Below are 15,898 nucleotides of genomic sequence, written 5' to 3'. Positions count from 1 at the left end.
AGGTCTGCAAAGACCGTCTGACCAGATGTGAAGGCAGGGCGAAATGAGGAAGGAATTTTTCGCCCTGGTCAGCGTCCGCTGCCGACCATAACAACATAAAAAAACGGGAGCCTGACGACAATCTCCCGTTTTTTGTATTACGCACCGGCGCGCAAAAAAATTACGCCGTGTCACGTTCGTGCATTATGTTTGCGAAGCACGCCCCAGATAACTATCCCAGTCTTTCCAGACGGGCTGTAACCCCTGTGCGGTCAGTGCATTAGCAACGGCTTCTGGTCGGCGATCGTCATGAGGAGAAAACTGCTCCAGCTCGGGATGATTATCGGCATAGCCGCCTGGCTGCGTTTTTGAAAATGCGCTGACGTTATTAATCGCCAAAGGAATAACGTGATCGCGAAACCACGGCGATTCGCGCGTTGAGAGCGACAGCTCAATCTCCGGCGCCAGCAGACGAAATGCGCAAATGGTTTGCACCAACTGGCGCTCATCCATGATGGAGGCGGGTTCGACGCCGCCAGTACACGGGCGCAGACGCGGGAAGGAGATAGAGTAGCGGCTCTGCCAGTAATGCTTCTGCATCCAGAGCAGATGCTCGGCTACCATGTAGCAGTCCACACGCCAGCTATCAGACAGCCCAATCAACGCGCCGAGACCAATTTTGTCGATACCTGCCCGACCCAGCCTGTCCGGGGTTTCCAGCCGCCAGAAGAAATCCTGCTTTTTCCCTTTCAGATGGTGTTGTGCGTAAATCGCCTCATGGTAGGTCTCCTGGTAGACCATCACGCCGTCAAGCCCCAGCGTTTTTAACTCGCTATACTCTTCTTCCGCCAGCGGCTGCACTTCCATCTGGAGTGAAGAAAACTGGCGGCGGATAGCGGGCAAATGACGACGAAAATAGTCCATGCCGACTTTGGCCTGGTGCTCGCCAGTGACCAGCAGGAGATGCTCAAAACCCAGCTCGCGAATCGCCTCGCATTCACGGCCTATTTCTGTTTCATCCAGCGTCTTGCGCTTAATGCGGTTACTCATGGAAAAGCCGCAGTAAGTGCAGTCGTTGGCGCACAGATTGGAGAGATACAGCGGCACGTAAAAGCTGACGGTATTGCCAAAGCGCTGACGGGTAAGGCGCTGCGCACGTTGGGCCAACGGCTCCAGATAGTCGCTGGCGGCGGGTGAAAGCAGCGCCATCATGTCGTCGCGACTAAGTTGCGTGGCGTTAAGCGCCCGTTCCACATCGGCGGCGGTTTTGCTGTTGATGCGCAGGCGAATATCGTCCCAGTCCAGCTGTTGCCAGCGGTCGGTGAACGTTTTCATGCCGAAGCCTCCAGAAATCCGGTGAGCGGGCTGGTGGCCTGAGCGTAGCTGCTGCGCGTTCCGGGTACGGCCCGACGCGCCATAACTCCGGCTTCAACCGCCAGGCGAAAAGCCTGCGCCATCATCACCGGATCATCCGCTACCGCAATCGCCGTATTCACCAGTACCGCGTCGGCGCCCATTTCCAGCGCCTGTGTGGCGTGGCTGGGAACGCCGATCCCGGCATCGACCACCACCGGAACGGTGGCCTGTTGGATGATGATCTCCAGCATCGCGCGCGTCTCCAGCCCCTGATTTGAACCAATGGGCGCACCGAGCGGCATGACGGCGGCGCAGCCAACCTCCTCAAGACGTTTGCACAACACCGGGTCGGCGCCGCAGTAGGGCAGCACGACGAACCCCTGTTTTACCAGCGCTTCTGCGGCTTTCAGCGTTTCGACAGGGTCCGGTAGCAGCCAGCGCGCGTCGGGGTGAATCTCCAGTTTCAGCCAGTGTGTGCCCAGGGCTTCCCGCGCCAGTTGCGCGGCGAAGATGGCTTCTTCCGCTGTTTTCGCACCGGAGGTATTGGGAAGCAGCGTTACCCCGGCATCAATAAGCGGCGCCAGAATCGCGTCATTGTGCTGGCGTAAATCCACGCGTTTCATCGCCAGCGTGACCAGTTGGCTGCCGGAAGCGCGAATCGCCTCGACCATCAGCTGTGAAGAGGCAAATTTCCCCGTGCCGGTGAACAGATGTGAATCAAACGTTTTATCTGCAATACGTAACATATCAACCCCCTGCAATAACCTGAAAAAGCAGGATCTGGTCGCCTTCCTGCACGATTTGCTGTTCCCACTGTTCACGCGGCAGGATCTGTTGATTCAGCGCCAGCGCCGCCCCTGGTTTCAGTTGGTTAAGCTGAGTGAGCAGATCGATAACGGACAGGCCGTCAGCGCACTGCATAGGTTCATCATTGAACTGAATCTGCATGATGCCCTCCGCATACCGGACAACCGCTGGCGCGATGCAATGCCAGACTGCGCCACTGGCTGGTTTTGGCATCGAATAACCGCAACTCGCCGCCGGGGATGTCCATCCCGCTCAGTAACTTGATGGCTTCCAGCGCCTGCAATGTTCCCATCACGCCGACAACGGGGCCGACGATCCCTGCTGTGCGGCAGTTGCGTTCCGGTTCTTCATCATCCGGCCACAGGCAGCGGTAGCAGCCCTGCTCCCAGGGCGGCGTCAGCACCATCAACTGGCCGCCAAAGCCGACGGCGCTGGCGGTAATAAGTGGAGTATCCAGCGCGACGCAGGCGGCGTTGATCTCCTGACGGGTCGCCATGTTGTCGGTACAGTCGAGTACCACATCGGCGCGCTCAACCGCATGGCGGAGCGCATCGCCAGTGAGGCGCTGCTGTAACGCCAGCAGTTCAATATCCGGGTTCAGCCGCGCCAGCCGCTGCTTTGTCACCTGGGATTTAGGGCGGGCAATATCATCTGTGGTGAACAGGATTTGCCGTTGCAGATTGCTCAGATGCACTTCGTCATCGTCGGCTAAAACCAGCGTACCGATGCCAGCGCCCGCCAGATAGAGCGCCGCAGGGGAACCCAAACCGCCCAGACCGACAATCAGAACCCGGCTGGCGAGCAATTTTTGCTGCCCTTCAATGGCGATATCGCCGAGCAAAATTTGTCGGCTGTAGCGCATAAAGTCGCGATCATTCATCGCCAGCCCCCGCGATTGCCAGTAACTGCGCCGTTGCTTCGCGCCAGTCTTCCGCTTGGGTAATGGCGCTGACGACGGCAATACTGCCCACACCGGTTTCCAGCACCGGCGAGGCGCGTTCGAGGCTGATCCCGCCGATGGCAACGGTGGGGTAATCGCCAAGACGTTCAATATGGCGCGCCAGCTGCTCCAGTCCTTGCGGCGCGGACGGCATCTGTTTGGTTTGCGTCGGGAATACGTGGCCGAGTGCGATATAAGACGGTCTGGCCGCCAGCGCTATGTCGATTTCCATGTCATCGTGGGTGGAAACGCCTAAGCGCAGCCCGGCAGCCTGAATCGCCTTAAGGTCGGTGGTTTCCAGATCTTCCTGACCGAGATGCACCCCGTAAGCGTTGTGTTTGATCGCCAGTCGCCAGTAGTCATTGATGAACAGGCGGGCATTGTAGCGGCGGCCCAGCGCGATAGCGGCTGATACGTCGTCCTCCACCTCTTCGTCGCGCTTGTCTTTGATACGTAGCTGGAGGGTGCGGACACCCGCTTCCAGCAAGCGTTCGATCCATTGCACGCTATCAACGACCGGATAAAGCCCCAGGCGGAAAGGCACCGCCGGAAAATCGGGCTGATACATTATGCCTCCTCCTTCCTGAGATAGATTTCACCGCCTTTAGCGCGGAAGTTTTCTGACATATCCGCCATTCCTACCTCGATGGTCTGCGCCGCCGCGTAGTCGCGGACTTCCTGGCTGATCTTCATTGAACAGAATTTGGGGCCGCACATGGAGCAGAAGTGCGCCACTTTACCGGACTCCTGCGGCAGGGTTTCGTCGTGGTAGGCGCGGGCGGTGAACGGATCAAGCGCCAGGTTAAACTGGTCTTCCCAACGGAATTCAAAGCGGGCTTTCGACATGGCGTTATCGCGGATTTGCGCGCCAGGATGGCCTTTTGCCAGGTCGGCGGCATGCGCCGCGATTTTGTAGGTGATCAGCCCCTGTTTCACATCCTCTTTGTTCGGCAGGCCGAGGTGCTCTTTTGGCGTTACGTAGCAGAGCATGGCGCAGCCAAACCAGCCAATCATTGCCGCGCCAATGCCGGAGGTGAAGTGGTCGTAGCCCGGCGCAATATCGGTGGTCAGTGGCCCTAAGGTGTAGAACGGCGCTTCGTGGCAGTGTTCCAGCTCTTCGGTCATGTTACGGCGGATCATCTGCATCGGTACGTGGCCAGGGCCTTCAATCATCACCTGCACGTCGTACTCCCAGGCAATTTTGGTCAGCTCGCCCAGCGTGTGCAGCTCGGCAAACTGTGCTTCGTCGTTCGCATCCTGAATCGATCCCGGACGCAGACCGTCGCCCAGCGACAGCGAGACATCGTAAGCGGCGCAGATCTCGCAGATTTCGCGGAAGTGCTCGTAGAGGAAGTTTTCTTGATGGTGAGAGAGGCACCATTTCGCCATGATCGAACCGCCGCGCGAGACGATACCGGTCAGACGTTTTGCGGTCATTGGCACATAGCGCAGTAGCACGCCCGCGTGGATGGTGAAGTAGTCTACCCCTTGCTCGGCCTGCTCCAGCAGCGTGTCGCGGAAGGCTTCCCAGGTGAGATCTTCGGCGATCCCGTTCACTTTCTCCAGCGCCTGATAGATCGGCACGGTGCCGATCGGTACCGGGCTGTTACGCAGGATCCACTCGCGAGTTTCGTGAATATAGCGACCGGTTGAGAGGTCCATCACCGTATCTGCGCCCCAGCGCGTCGACCACACCAGTTTTTCCACCTCTTCTTCAATGGAGGAAGTGACCGCTGAGTTGCCGATATTGGCGTTGACCTTCACCAGGAAGTTGCGTCCGATGATCATCGGTTCGGATTCCGGGTGGTTGATGTTGGCCGGGATAATCGCGCGACCGGCGGCCACTTCGTCACGAACAAATTCCGGCGTGATGTTTTCCGGCAGGCGCGCGCTAAACCCAACGCCTGGATGCTGCTGGCGTAACACATCGCCGCGAATGCGCTCACGACCCATGTTTTCACGAATAGCGATGAACTCCATTTCCGGGGTTACAATCCCCTGACGCGCATAATGCAGTTGCGTTACGCACTTGCCCGCTTTGGCGCGCTTCGGCGTGAGCAGCCCCGTAAAACGCAGCTCGTCCAGTCCATCATCGGCCAGACGTTCTTTGGTGTACGCCGAGCTACGGTCGGTCAATTCTTCGCTGTCTGCACGAGCCTCAATCCAGGGCTGACGCAGTTTTGCCAGCCCCTGCTGAACGTTAATGGCGACATCAGGATCGCCATAGGGGCCAGAGGTGTCATAGACCGGGATGGCTTCGTTCTCTTCGTATTGCGGATTATCTTTGCCGCCGCCGATGAGCGTGGGGCTTAGCTGGATTTCACGCATCGGAATGCGGATGTCCGGTTGTGAGCCGGTAATATAAATACGTTTTGAGTTCGGAAAGGCGGTGCCTTCCAGGGTGTCGATAAAGTGTTGGGCCTGGGCGCGTTGTTCGCGGCGAGTCAATTTTGTTGCAGACATAGCTCATTCCAAAAAGTGAAGGACGTGGCTTGTCAGACGACGGATGGAGTAATGGATGCGCGTTGCCCGTACAGGCTGACGCATAAAGCAGTTTACTCTTGTTCCCTTCGCAGGTATTAGCCTGATCAGGTTCCGCGGATCCCGAATTAACGGTCTCAGCCTGTGTTTTCACACACGGCACTCCGACAAGATGTAACCCCGGCGACGGGGCAATGGATGTAAATTACTCGTTACTGATTCATAACTCAAGCAGGCCGTGCAATTCCGCTTTCATCCTGGGCATTAAGCGTTAGATTATTGTCGAAGGCCAGCAGGATGAGTTTATCTTCCAGCGTAAACCGCGCTTCCAGCGCTTCGCCGATGTCGGAGAGCACTTGCTGAAATTCCGCATAATTATCGTGATCGATCGCGTTCTCCAGGCTGGAGTCGTAATATTCCATGATCTGTTGAGTATTGGCTTCCAGCAATGAATGGAGGCGCGTTGCGGTTGAACGCGGGTTTCCCTCTTCCATTTCACGGATAATGTGTTCATAAATACTGAAGTGTCCGGCGGAAAGGTAGTCGACCAGGCCCTGACAAAAATCATCCAGCGCTTTTTCATTCAGCCGCATGTACGATTCTTTGCCAGGCTTAATACCAACCAGATTGTAGTAAGCCACGAGCAGGTGCTTACGTACATGTAGCCAGCGATCAACCAGTTTATTACTTCCTTCGACGTGTTCCGTCAGGCTTTCCAGCTGGTTTAGCATGATTGACTCCGCAAGTTTAGATTTAAAACTGCTCACCTGAAAAATGTAAATATAATGTTAACAACATGCCAGTGAAGCAAAGGTAGTGCAAGAGCTATGGATCGTATTATTGAAAAATTAGATCACGGTTGGTGGATCGTCAGTCACGAGCAAAAATTATGGTTGCCTCGTGGAGAATTGCCATATGGCGAAGCGACAAATTTCGATCTTGTGGGGCAGCGCGCACTCCTGATTGGCGAGTGGGAAGGGGAGCCTGTCTGGCTGGTGTTACAGCATCGTCGGCATGATATGGGGTCGGTACGGCAGGTTATCGATCGGGACGTTGGCCTGTTTCAACTGGCGGGGCGGGGCGTGCAGCTGGCGGAATTTTACCGTTCGCACAAATTCTGCGGTTACTGCGGCCACCCCATGTACCCAAGCAAGACCGAATGGGCGATGCTGTGCAGCCACTGCCGCGAGCGTTACTATCCGCAGATTGCTCCCTGCATTATTGTCGCCATCCGGCGCGCCGATTCCATTTTACTGGCCCAGCATACGCGCCATCGCAACGGTGTTCATACGGTGCTGGCCGGGTTTGTGGAAGTGGGGGAGACCTTAGAGCAGGCGGTCGCGCGCGAAGTGATGGAAGAGAGCGGCATCAAAGTGAAAAATTTGCGTTACGTGACCTCACAGCCCTGGCCGTTCCCGCAATCGCTGATGACGGCGTTTATGGCGGAGTATGACAGCGGCGAGATTGTCATCGACCCGAAAGAGCTGCTGGAAGCGGGCTGGTATCGCTATGACGATCTTCCGTTATTGCCGCCGCCGGGCACGGTGGCGCGTCGTTTGATCGAAGATACTGTGGCAATGTGTCGGGCTGAGTATGAGTGATGGTACACTGGCACCCTGACGCAATGAAGGAACTGCAAAATGACCGAACTGAAGAACGATCGTTATCTGCGTGCGCTGCTGCGCCAGCCCGTTGATGTTACCCCGGTATGGATGATGCGCCAGGCAGGCCGCTATCTGCCGGAGTACAAAGCCACCCGCGCACAAGCAGGCGATTTTATGTCGCTGTGCAAAAATGCTGAGCTGGCGTGCGAAGTCACGCTACAACCGCTGCGGCGCTACCCGCTTGATGCGGCGATCCTCTTCTCGGACATTCTGACCATCCCGGATGCGATGGGGCTGGGACTCTATTTTGAGGCCGGGGAAGGCCCGCGCTTTACTTCGCCAGTCGCCTGTAAAGCGGATGTCGATAAGCTACCGATTCCTGACCCGGAAGACGAACTGGGCTACGTGATGAACGCGGTGCGTACGATTCGCCGCGAGTTGAAAGGTGACGTTCCGCTGATCGGTTTTTCCGGCAGCCCGTGGACGCTGGCGACTTACATGGTGGAAGGCGGCAGCAGCAAAGCCTTTACCGTCATCAAAAAAATGATGTATGCCGATCCGCAGGCGCTGCATGCGCTGCTCGATAAGCTGGCGAAAAGCGTCACTCTGTATCTCAACGCGCAGATTAAAGCGGGCGCGCAGTCGGTCATGATTTTCGACACCTGGGGCGGCGTGCTGACGGGGCGCGATTACCAGCAGTTCTCGCTGTATTACATGCATAAAATCGTTGATGGTCTGCTGCGGGAAAACGACGGTCGCCGTGTACCGGTCACGTTATTCACCAAAGGTGGCGGCCAGTGGCTGGAGGCGATGGCGGAAACCGGGTGTGATGCGTTAGGTCTCGACTGGACAACCGATATTGCCGACGCGCGCCGTCGCGTGGGCCATAAAGTGGCGCTACAGGGCAATATGGACCCGTCCATGCTCTATGCGCCACCGGCGCGCATTGAAGAGGAAGTGGCGACGATTCTCGCCGGATTCGGCCAGGGTGAAGGCCACGTCTTTAATCTTGGACACGGCATCCACCAGGATGTACCACCGGAGCACGCGGGCGCATTTGTTGATGCGGTACACCGCTTGTCCGAACAGTACCACCGCTAAGGAGTCATTATGGATCTCGCGTCGCTACGCGCTCAACAAATTGAACTCGCCTCGTCGGTGATCCGCGAGGATCGCCTTGATAACGATCCGCCGGATCTGATCGCCGGGGCGGATGTTGGGTTCGAGCAGGGCGGGGAAGTGACGCGAGCGGCGATGGTGCTGTTGACGTATCCAGCGCTTGAACTGGTGGAATACAAAGTGGCGCGTATCGCCACTACCATGCCGTATATCCCCGGCTTCCTCTCCTTTCGCGAGTATCCTGCGCTGTTGGCGGCGTGGGAACAGCTGTCGCAAAAACCGGATTTAGTCTTTGTCGATGGGCACGGTATTTCCCACCCGCGTCGTCTGGGGGTGGCAAGCCACTTTGGATTGATGATGGATGTACCCACCATCGGCGTAGCGAAAAAACGGCTGTGCGGCAAGTTTGAGCCGCTTTCCGCCGAACCTGGCGCGCTGGCTCCGCTGATGGACAAAGGCGAGCAGTTAGCCTGGGTCTGGCGCAGTAAAGCGCGCTGTAACCCGCTGTTTATCGCGACCGGACATCGCGTGAGTACCGACAGCGCGTTGGCGTGGGTGCAGCGCTGTATGCAAGGCTACCGTCTGCCGGAACCGACGCGCTGGGCGGATGCGGTGGCATCAGAGCGTCCGGCGTTTGTGCGCTGGCAAGCAAATCACCGCTGATTCAGGTACACTGCGGCTCATTTCTGATTTCGAGAATTCAACATGTTACAAAACCCGATTCATCTGCGTCTGGAACGCCTGGAAAGCTGGCAGCACGTCACCTTTATGGCTTGTTTGTGCGAGCGTATGTATCCGAACTATGCCATGTTCTGTCAGCAGACGGGTTTTGGCGATGGGCAGGTGTACCGCCGAATCCTGGATCTCATCTGGGAAACGCTGACGGTGAAAGATGCGAAGGTCAATTTTGACAGCCAGCTGGAAAAGTTTGAGGAAGCGATTCCGGCTGCTGACGATTTTGATCTGTACGGCGTTTACCCGGCGATTGATGCCTGCGTTGCATTAAGCGAGTTAATGCATTCTCGTCTCAGTGGCGAAACGCTGGAACATGCCATTGAGGTCAGTAAGACATCCATTACCACGGTTGCGATGCTGGAAATGACTCAGGCTGGTCGAGAAATGACCGATGAAGAGCTCAAAGAAAACCCGGCTGTTGAACAGGAATGGGACATTCAGTGGGAAATATTCCGACTTTTGGCCGACTGCGAAGAACGCGATATTGAGCTGATAAAAGGGCTTCGGGCAGACCTGCGCGAGGCCGGTGAGAGCAATATCGGTATAAATTTTGAGCAATGACACCAGAAAACGTGATTTAACGCCTGATTTGTCGTGCCTGGAGGCTTCCCTTCCGCCCCCCGTCTGGTCTACATTTGGGGGGCGAAAAAAAGTGGCTATCGGTGCGTGTATGCAGGAGAGTGCTTTTCTGGCATTTCCGTCGCACTCGATGCTTAGCAAGCGATAAACACATTGTAAGGATAACTTATGAACAAGACTCAACTGATTGATGTAATTGCAGACAAAGCAGAACTGTCCAAAACCCAGGCTAAAGCTGCTCTGGAATCCACTCTGGCTGCTATTACTGAGTCTCTGAAAGAAGGCGATGCTGTACAACTGGTTGGTTTCGGTACCTTCAAAGTGAACCACCGCGCTGAGCGTACTGGCCGCAACCCGCAGACCGGTAAAGAAATCAAAATCGCTGCAGCGAATGTACCGGCGTTTGTTTCTGGTAAAGCACTGAAAGACGCAGTTAAGTAATTCGCGTGGCAGTGAACAGTTTTAATGAAGGGGCGCTCTCGCCCCTTTTGTCTGTCTGGCGTCGTATGCTGACGCTGGCAGGCGCGCTGTTGCTGTCCGCTTGTAGCCATAACACGACGCTTCCACCGTTTACGGCCAGCGGTTATGTTGACGACCAGGGTGCGGTACGCATCTGGCGTAAAGATTCCAGCGATGGCGTCCATCTGCTCTCGGTCTTTAGCCCGTGGCGTAACGGCAGCACCACAACCAGCGAATACCGCTGGCAGGGCGACATGCTCTCCCTGATTGAACTCAATATTTACAGCAAACCTTCTGAACATATTCGCGCACGCTTCGACGATCATGGCGAGCTCAGTTTTATGCAGCATGAAGTCGACGGGCAGAAGCAGCAGCTTTCCAGCGACCAGATCGCCTTATACCGCTATCGCGCCAATCAGATCCGCCAGACCAGTGACGCATTGCGTCAGGGGCGCGTCGTGCTGCGTCAGGGACGCTGGCATGCAGACCGTACGGTAACTACCTGCGAAGGCGAAACGTTGAAACCAGACCTGGATGCGTGGGCTATCAGCCACATAGAGCGACGTCAGCAGCGTTCATCGATAGAGGTGAGTGTGGCATGGCTGGAGGCGCCTGATGGCTCTCAGCTGCTGCTGGTGGCCAATGAAGACTTCTGCCACTGGCAACCTATAGAGAAGACGTTCTGATGATTGCCGGATGGCGGCTTGCGTCTTATCCGGCCTACAGTTGCTCTCCATAGGCCGGATAAGAGGTGTCAGCGTTAGTTTTGCTCGCGTTCGATCGCGCGCCAGCCGATATCTTTGCGGCTAAAGCAGTTATCCCAGCGGATATCTGCCATCAGCGCGTAGGCACGCTGCTGTGCTTCGGCAACGGTATGGCCTAGCGCAGTGGCGCACAGTACGCGACCGCCGCTTGTTACGACCCGGTCATCTTCCGCCAGTTTGGTGCCGGCATGGAATACCTTACCGTCCGCCACCTCTTCCAGCGGCAGACCGTGGATCACATCGCCTGTGCGGTAGTCGCCCGGATAACCGCCAGCCGCCATCACCACGCCGAGCGATGCGCGCTCATCCCACTCAGACGTTTTCTCGTCCAGCTTACCGTCGCAGGCAGCCAGACAAAGTTCAACCAGATCGGATTTCATACGCAGCATGATTGGCTGGGTTTCCGGGTCGCCAAAGCGGCAGTTGAATTCGATAACTTTCGGGTTGCCCTGCTTATCGATCATCAACCCAGCGTACAGGAAGCCGGTATAAGTATTGCCTTCCGCCGCCATGCCTTTTACGGTTGGCCAAATGATGCGCTCCATCGTGCGCTGATGAACCTCGTCGGTCACCACCGGCGCCGGGGAGTAAGCGCCCATACCGCCGGTATTCAGCCCGGTATCGCCATCGCCGACGCGTTTGTGATCCTGGCTGGTGGCCATTGGCAACACATGCTCGCCATCGACCATCACGATGAAGCTCGCTTCTTCACCGTCGAGGAACTCTTCGATCACGATACGGTGTCCCGCGTCGCCAAACGCGTTACCTGCCAGCATGTCATGAACGGCGGCTTCGGCCTCGCTCAGCGTCATCGCCACAATCACGCCTTTCCCGGCAGCCAGTCCGTCGGCTTTAATGACGATCGGCGCGCCTTTCTCACGCAGGTAAGCCAGCGCGGGTTCGATCTCCGTGAAGTTCTGGTATTCCGCCGTCGGAATCTGGTGACGAGCGAGGAAATCCTTGGTGAAGGCTTTGGAGCCTTCCAGCTGCGCGGCGCCTTCGGTTGGGCCAAAGATTTTCAGGCCAGCGGCGCGGAAAGTATCCACCACGCCTTTCACCAGCGGCGCTTCCGGGCCGACGATGGTCAGATCGATCTTCTCGTTCTGGGCAAAGCTCAGCAGTGCCGGAATATCCGTGACGCCAATAGCGACGTTTTGCAGCGCCGGTTCCAGCGCTGTTCCGGCGTTACCTGGCGCGACATACACGGTTTCAACCTGCGGTGATTGTGCCGCTTTCCACGCCAGGGCGTGTTCGCGCCCGCCGTTGCCGATTACTAATACTTTCATTGTCTGCTCCGTGAATTAATGGCGGAAGTGACGCATGTCGGTGAAGATCATCGCAATGCCGTGTTCATCAGCGGCGGCAATGACTTCATCATCACGGATGGAGCCACCGGGCTGGATCACGCAGCTCACGCCAACAGCGGCAGCAGCATCAATACCGTCGCGGAACGGGAAGAACGCGTCAGATGCCATTGCGGAACCTTTTACTTCCAGTCCTTCATCGCTCGCTTTAATACCGGCGATCTTCGCGGAATAAACGCGGCTCATCTGGCCCGCGCCAATACCGATAGTCATATTCTCTTTCGCGTACACAATCGCGTTGGATTTCACAAACTTCGCTACTTTCCAGCAGAACAGCGCGTCACGCAGTTCCTGCTCGCTCGGCTGACGTTTGGTTACCACGCGCAGTTCGCCTGCCGTTACCATACCCAGGTCACGATCCTGAACCAGCAGGCCGCCGTTAACGCGTTTGAAGTCCAGGCCCGGCACACGCTGTGCCCACTGGCCACAGGTCAGTACACGCACGTTCTGTTTGGCGGCGGTAATCTTCAGGGCGTCTTCAGATGCGGAAGGCGCAATGATCACTTCGACAAACTGACGGGAGATGATGGCCTGTGCCGTTTCGGCATCCAGTTCGCGGTTAAACGCGATGATGCCGCCGAATGCGGAGGTCGGGTCAGTCTTGTATGCGCGATCGTAGGCGTCGAGAATAGAAGAGCTTACCGCCACGCCGCACGGGTTAGCGTGCTTCACGATGACGCAGGCGGGCTCGCTGAACTCTTTCACACACTCCAGCGCCGCGTCGGTATCGGCGATGTTGTTGTAGGAAAGCGCTTTGCCCTGTACCTGCTGCGCGGTCGCAACAGATGCTTCTTGCACATTCTCTTCTATATAGAAGGCTGCCTGCTGGTGGCTGTTTTCGCCGTAGCGCATATCCTGCTTCTTAATGAAGTTCAGATTCAGGGTACGCGGGAAGCGGCCAGCGGCCTCTTTGCTTTCACCGTGATATGCCGGAACCATGCTGCCGAAGTAGTTGGCAATCATGCTGTCGTAGGCAGCGGTGTGTTCGAAGGCTTTAATGGCGAGATCGAAGCGGGTATCAAGGGTCAGTGAACCGTCGTTGCTATCCATCTCTTTAATAATGGCGTCGTAGTCGCTGCTCTTTACAACGATAGCGACATCTTTATGGTTCTTGGCAGCGGAGCGCACCATGGTCGGGCCGCCGATATCAATGTTCTCTACGGCATCTTCCAGCGAGCAACCTTCACGAGCGACAGTCTGGGCGAACGGGTACAGGTTAACAACAACCATATCGATTGGCGCGATACCGTGTTGTTCCATAATTCCGTCATCCTGACCACGGCGACCGAGAATACCGCCGTGTACTTTCGGATGCAGGGTCTTCACGCGTCCATCCATCATTTCCGGGAAACCGGTGTAATCGGAAACTTCGGTCACCGGCAGACCTTTATCTGCTAACAGACGGGCAGTGCCCCCTGTAGACAGCAGCTCCACACCGCGTGCGGAAAGTGCCTGGGCGAATTCGACGATACCGGCCTTGTCAGAAACACTGAGCAGAGCGCGGCGGACTGGACGACGTTGTTGCATGGTAAATCCCCTGGATTTGACTATTACAGAGAGCGTTAGCTGAATTTTTCGTGAAAAACTCAGCTAACGCCCCTTACGGGGCATCCTTGTTTTGCGGTGGCATTGTAACGAAAACGTTTGCGCAACGCTCGCGAATTTTTCTTTTTCCATTCGATACCCTTTTATTCCTGTATTGAGCGCGTCTTTATTAAGGAGAGATTCAGGAAATGATCGCCAGGATTGTGGATAACTCTGTGTGTAAAAGGGTATAAGGCGGGGTTTTGCTGGGGAATGCAGCAGTCAGTCATTTTTCTGTCATTTTTCTATTGCGGCCTGCGGAGAACTCCCTATAATGCGCCTCCATCGACACGGCGGATGTGAATCACTTCACACAAACAGCCGGTTGATTAAAGAAAAAAATCCTGAAATTCAGGGTTGACTCTGAAAGAGGAACGCGTAATATACGCCACCTCGCGACAGAGCGCTAAAGCGCGTCGCAACTGCTCTTTAACAATTTATCAGACAATCTGTGTGGGCACTCAAAGTGACATGGATTCTTAATGTCTTCGGACAATAAATGAATACCAAGTCTCTGAGTGAACACGTAATTCATTACGAAGTTTAATTCACGAGCATCAAACTTAAATTGAAGAGTTTGATCATGGCTCAGATTGAACGCTGGCGGCAGGCCTAACACATGCAAGTCGAACGGTAACAGGAAGCAGCTTGCTGCTTCGCTGACGAGTGGCGGACGGGTGAGTAATGTCTGGGAAACTGCCTGATGGAGGGGGATAACTACTGGAAACGGTAGCTAATACCGCATAACGTCGCAAGACCAAAGAGGGGGACCTTCGGGCCTCTTGCCATCAGATGTGCCCAGATGGGATTAGCTTGTTGGTGGGGTAACGGCTCACCAAGGCGACGATCCCTAGCTGGTCTGAGAGGATGACCAGCCACACTGGAACTGAGACACGGTCCAGACTCCTACGGGAGGCAGCAGTGGGGAATATTGCACAATGGGCGCAAGCCTGATGCAGCCATGCCGCGTGTATGAAGAAGGCCTTCGGGTTGTAAAGTACTTTCAGCGGGGAGGAAGGTGTTGTGGTTAATAACCGCAGCAATTGACGTTACCCGCAGAAGAAGCACCGGCTAACTCCGTGCCAGCAGCCGCGGTAATACGGAGGGTGCAAGCGTTAATCGGAATTACTGGGCGTAAAGCGCACGCAGGCGGTCTGTTAAGTCAGATGTGAAATCCCCGGGCTCAACCTGGGAACTGCATCTGATACTGGCAGGCTTGAGTCTCGTAGAGGGGGGTAGAATTCCAGGTGTAGCGGTGAAATGCGTAGAGATCTGGAGGAATACCGGTGGCGAAGGCGGCCCCCTGGACGAAGACTGACGCTCAGGTGCGAAAGCGTGGGGAGCAAACAGGATTAGATACCCTGGTAGTCCACGCCGTAAACGATGTCGACTTGGAGGTTGTGCCCTTGAGGCGTGGCTTCCGGAGCTAACGCGTTAAGTCGACCGCCTGGGGAGTACGGCCGCAAGGTTAAAACTCAAATGAATTGACGGGGGCCCGCACAAGCGGTGGAGCATGTGGTTTAATTCGATGCAACGCGAAGAACCTTACCTGGTCTTGACATCCACAGAAGTTTTCAGAGATGAGAATGTGCCTTCGGGAACTGTGAGACAGGTGCTGCATGGCTGTCGTCAGCTCGTGTTGTGAAATGTTGGGTTAAGTCCCGCAACGAGCGCAACCCTTATCCTTTGTTGCCAGCGGTTAGGCCGGGAACTCAAAGGAGACTGCCAGTGATAAACTGGAGGAAGGTGGGGATGACGTCAAGTCATCATGGCCCTTACGACCAGGGCTACACACGTGCTACAATGGCATATACAAAGAGAAGCGACCTCGCGAGAGCAAGCGGACCTCATAAAGTATGTCGTAGTCCGGATTGGAGTCTGCAACTCGACTCCATGAAGTCGGAATCGCTAGTAATCGTGGATCAGAATGCCACGGTGAATACGTTCCCGGGCCTTGTACACACCGCCCGTCACACCATGGGAGTGGGTTGCAAAAGAAGTAGGTAGCTTAACCTTCGGGAGGGCGCTTACCACTTTGTGATTCATGACTGGGGTGAAGTCGTAACAAGGTAACCGTAGGGGAACCTGCGGTTGGATCACCTCCTTACCTTAAAGAACCTGCCTTTG

The 15,898-nt window shown here is 55.9% G+C and carries 15 protein-coding genes, 1 rRNA gene and 1 riboswitch; of the genes, 7 read left to right on the top strand and 9 right to left on the bottom strand.

Annotation, left to right across the window (positions count from 1 at the left end):
* Positions 1-183: 183 nt before the first annotated feature.
* The 7 genes from thiH to OGV82_RS05580 form a co-directional block, all read right to left on the bottom strand.
* Positions 184-1,314, bottom strand: coding sequence for a 2-iminoacetate synthase ThiH (thiH, locus tag OGV82_RS05610; protein WP_012133806.1), 1,131 nt, complete (start codon positions 1,312-1,314; stop codon positions 184-186).
* Positions 1,311-2,081 carry a thiazole synthase gene (gene thiG / locus OGV82_RS05605; RefSeq protein ID WP_012133805.1) on the bottom strand — a complete coding sequence of 257 codons (771 nt, stop codon included), beginning with the start codon at positions 2,079-2,081 and terminating at the stop codon, positions 1,311-1,313. Before thiG ends, thiH begins: the two co-directional genes overlap by 4 nt.
* A gap of 1 nt (position 2,082) precedes the next feature.
* On the bottom strand, positions 2,083-2,283 hold the full coding sequence (gene thiS, locus OGV82_RS05600) for a sulfur carrier protein ThiS (protein ID WP_012133804.1): 201 nt from the start codon (positions 2,281-2,283) through the stop codon (positions 2,083-2,085).
* The gene (gene thiF / locus OGV82_RS05595) at positions 2,264-3,022 is read right to left on the bottom strand and encodes a thiazole biosynthesis adenylyltransferase ThiF (protein ID WP_047459752.1); all 759 of its coding nucleotides are present in this window, start codon (positions 3,020-3,022) and stop codon (positions 2,264-2,266) included. The genes thiS and thiF overlap by 20 nt, the downstream gene beginning before the upstream one ends.
* On the bottom strand, positions 3,015-3,650 hold the full coding sequence (gene thiE / locus OGV82_RS05590) for a thiamine phosphate synthase (protein ID WP_047459748.1): 636 nt from the start codon (positions 3,648-3,650) through the stop codon (positions 3,015-3,017). Before thiE ends, thiF begins: the two co-directional genes overlap by 8 nt.
* Complete coding sequence (thiC, locus tag OGV82_RS05585; protein ID WP_047459745.1) at positions 3,650-5,545, bottom strand: phosphomethylpyrimidine synthase ThiC; 1,896 nt, start codon at positions 5,543-5,545, stop codon at positions 3,650-3,652. Before thiC ends, thiE begins: the two co-directional genes overlap by 1 nt.
* An 85-nt stretch (positions 5,546-5,630) precedes the next feature.
* A riboswitch (TPP riboswitch) is annotated at positions 5,631-5,740 on the bottom strand.
* 50 nt (positions 5,741-5,790) lie between these two features.
* Entirely contained in the window at positions 5,791-6,294 is a 504-nt protein-coding gene (locus OGV82_RS05580) for an Rsd/AlgQ family anti-sigma factor (RefSeq protein ID WP_012133800.1), read from the bottom strand.
* 96 nt (positions 6,295-6,390) lie between these two features.
* Between OGV82_RS05580 and nudC the strand changes: the two genes are divergently transcribed.
* The 6 genes from nudC to OGV82_RS05550 all read left to right on the top strand — a co-directional run bounded on the left by nudC (position 6,391) and on the right by OGV82_RS05550 (position 10,745).
* Positions 6,391-7,164: an NAD(+) diphosphatase gene (gene nudC, locus OGV82_RS05575; RefSeq protein WP_047459742.1), complete on the top strand. Its 774-nt coding sequence runs from the start codon at positions 6,391-6,393 to the stop codon at positions 7,162-7,164.
* 39 nt (positions 7,165-7,203) lie between these two features.
* On the top strand, positions 7,204-8,268 hold the full coding sequence (gene hemE / locus OGV82_RS05570; RefSeq protein WP_012133798.1) for a uroporphyrinogen decarboxylase: 1,065 nt from the start codon (positions 7,204-7,206) through the stop codon (positions 8,266-8,268).
* A 9-nt stretch (positions 8,269-8,277) separates the two neighbouring features.
* Positions 8,278-8,949 (top strand): deoxyribonuclease V, encoded by a 672-nt coding sequence (nfi, locus tag OGV82_RS05565; protein ID WP_012133797.1) that lies wholly within the window; start codon positions 8,278-8,280, stop codon positions 8,947-8,949.
* 42 nt (positions 8,950-8,991) lie between these two features.
* Complete coding sequence (locus tag OGV82_RS05560) at positions 8,992-9,582, top strand: YjaG family protein (protein WP_012133796.1); 591 nt, start codon at positions 8,992-8,994, stop codon at positions 9,580-9,582.
* A 186-nt stretch (positions 9,583-9,768) separates the two neighbouring features.
* A complete protein-coding gene (gene hupA, locus OGV82_RS05555; RefSeq protein WP_001044509.1) occupies positions 9,769-10,041 on the top strand; it encodes a nucleoid-associated protein HU-alpha in 273 nt (90 codons plus the stop codon).
* 11 nt (positions 10,042-10,052) lie between these two features.
* A complete protein-coding gene (locus OGV82_RS05550) occupies positions 10,053-10,745 on the top strand; it encodes a DUF1481 domain-containing protein (RefSeq protein WP_024130651.1) in 693 nt (230 codons plus the stop codon).
* A gap of 74 nt (positions 10,746-10,819) precedes the next feature.
* On the opposite strand, the gene purD is transcribed toward OGV82_RS05550, so the two are convergent.
* Both purD and purH read right to left on the bottom strand, forming a co-directional pair.
* Positions 10,820-12,109: a phosphoribosylamine--glycine ligase gene (purD, locus tag OGV82_RS05545; protein ID WP_101744405.1), complete on the bottom strand. Its 1,290-nt coding sequence runs from the start codon at positions 12,107-12,109 to the stop codon at positions 10,820-10,822.
* A gap of 15 nt (positions 12,110-12,124) precedes the next feature.
* The gene (gene purH, locus OGV82_RS05540) at positions 12,125-13,714 is read right to left on the bottom strand and encodes a bifunctional phosphoribosylaminoimidazolecarboxamide formyltransferase/IMP cyclohydrolase (RefSeq protein WP_101744404.1); all 1,590 of its coding nucleotides are present in this window, start codon (positions 13,712-13,714) and stop codon (positions 12,125-12,127) included.
* A gap of 622 nt (positions 13,715-14,336) precedes the next feature.
* Between purH and OGV82_RS05535 the strand changes: the two genes are divergently transcribed.
* A 16S ribosomal RNA gene (locus tag OGV82_RS05535) occupies positions 14,337-15,878 on the top strand.
* The last annotated feature ends 20 nt before the right edge of the window (positions 15,879-15,898 follow it).

Source organism: Citrobacter sp. CK191, assembly GCF_030333435.1.
GTDB classification, from domain to species: domain Bacteria; phylum Pseudomonadota; class Gammaproteobacteria; order Enterobacterales; family Enterobacteriaceae; genus Citrobacter_B; species Citrobacter_B koseri.
The sequence above is the reverse complement of the archived record's forward strand: the minus strand, read 5'-3'. Positions and strand labels throughout refer to the sequence as shown.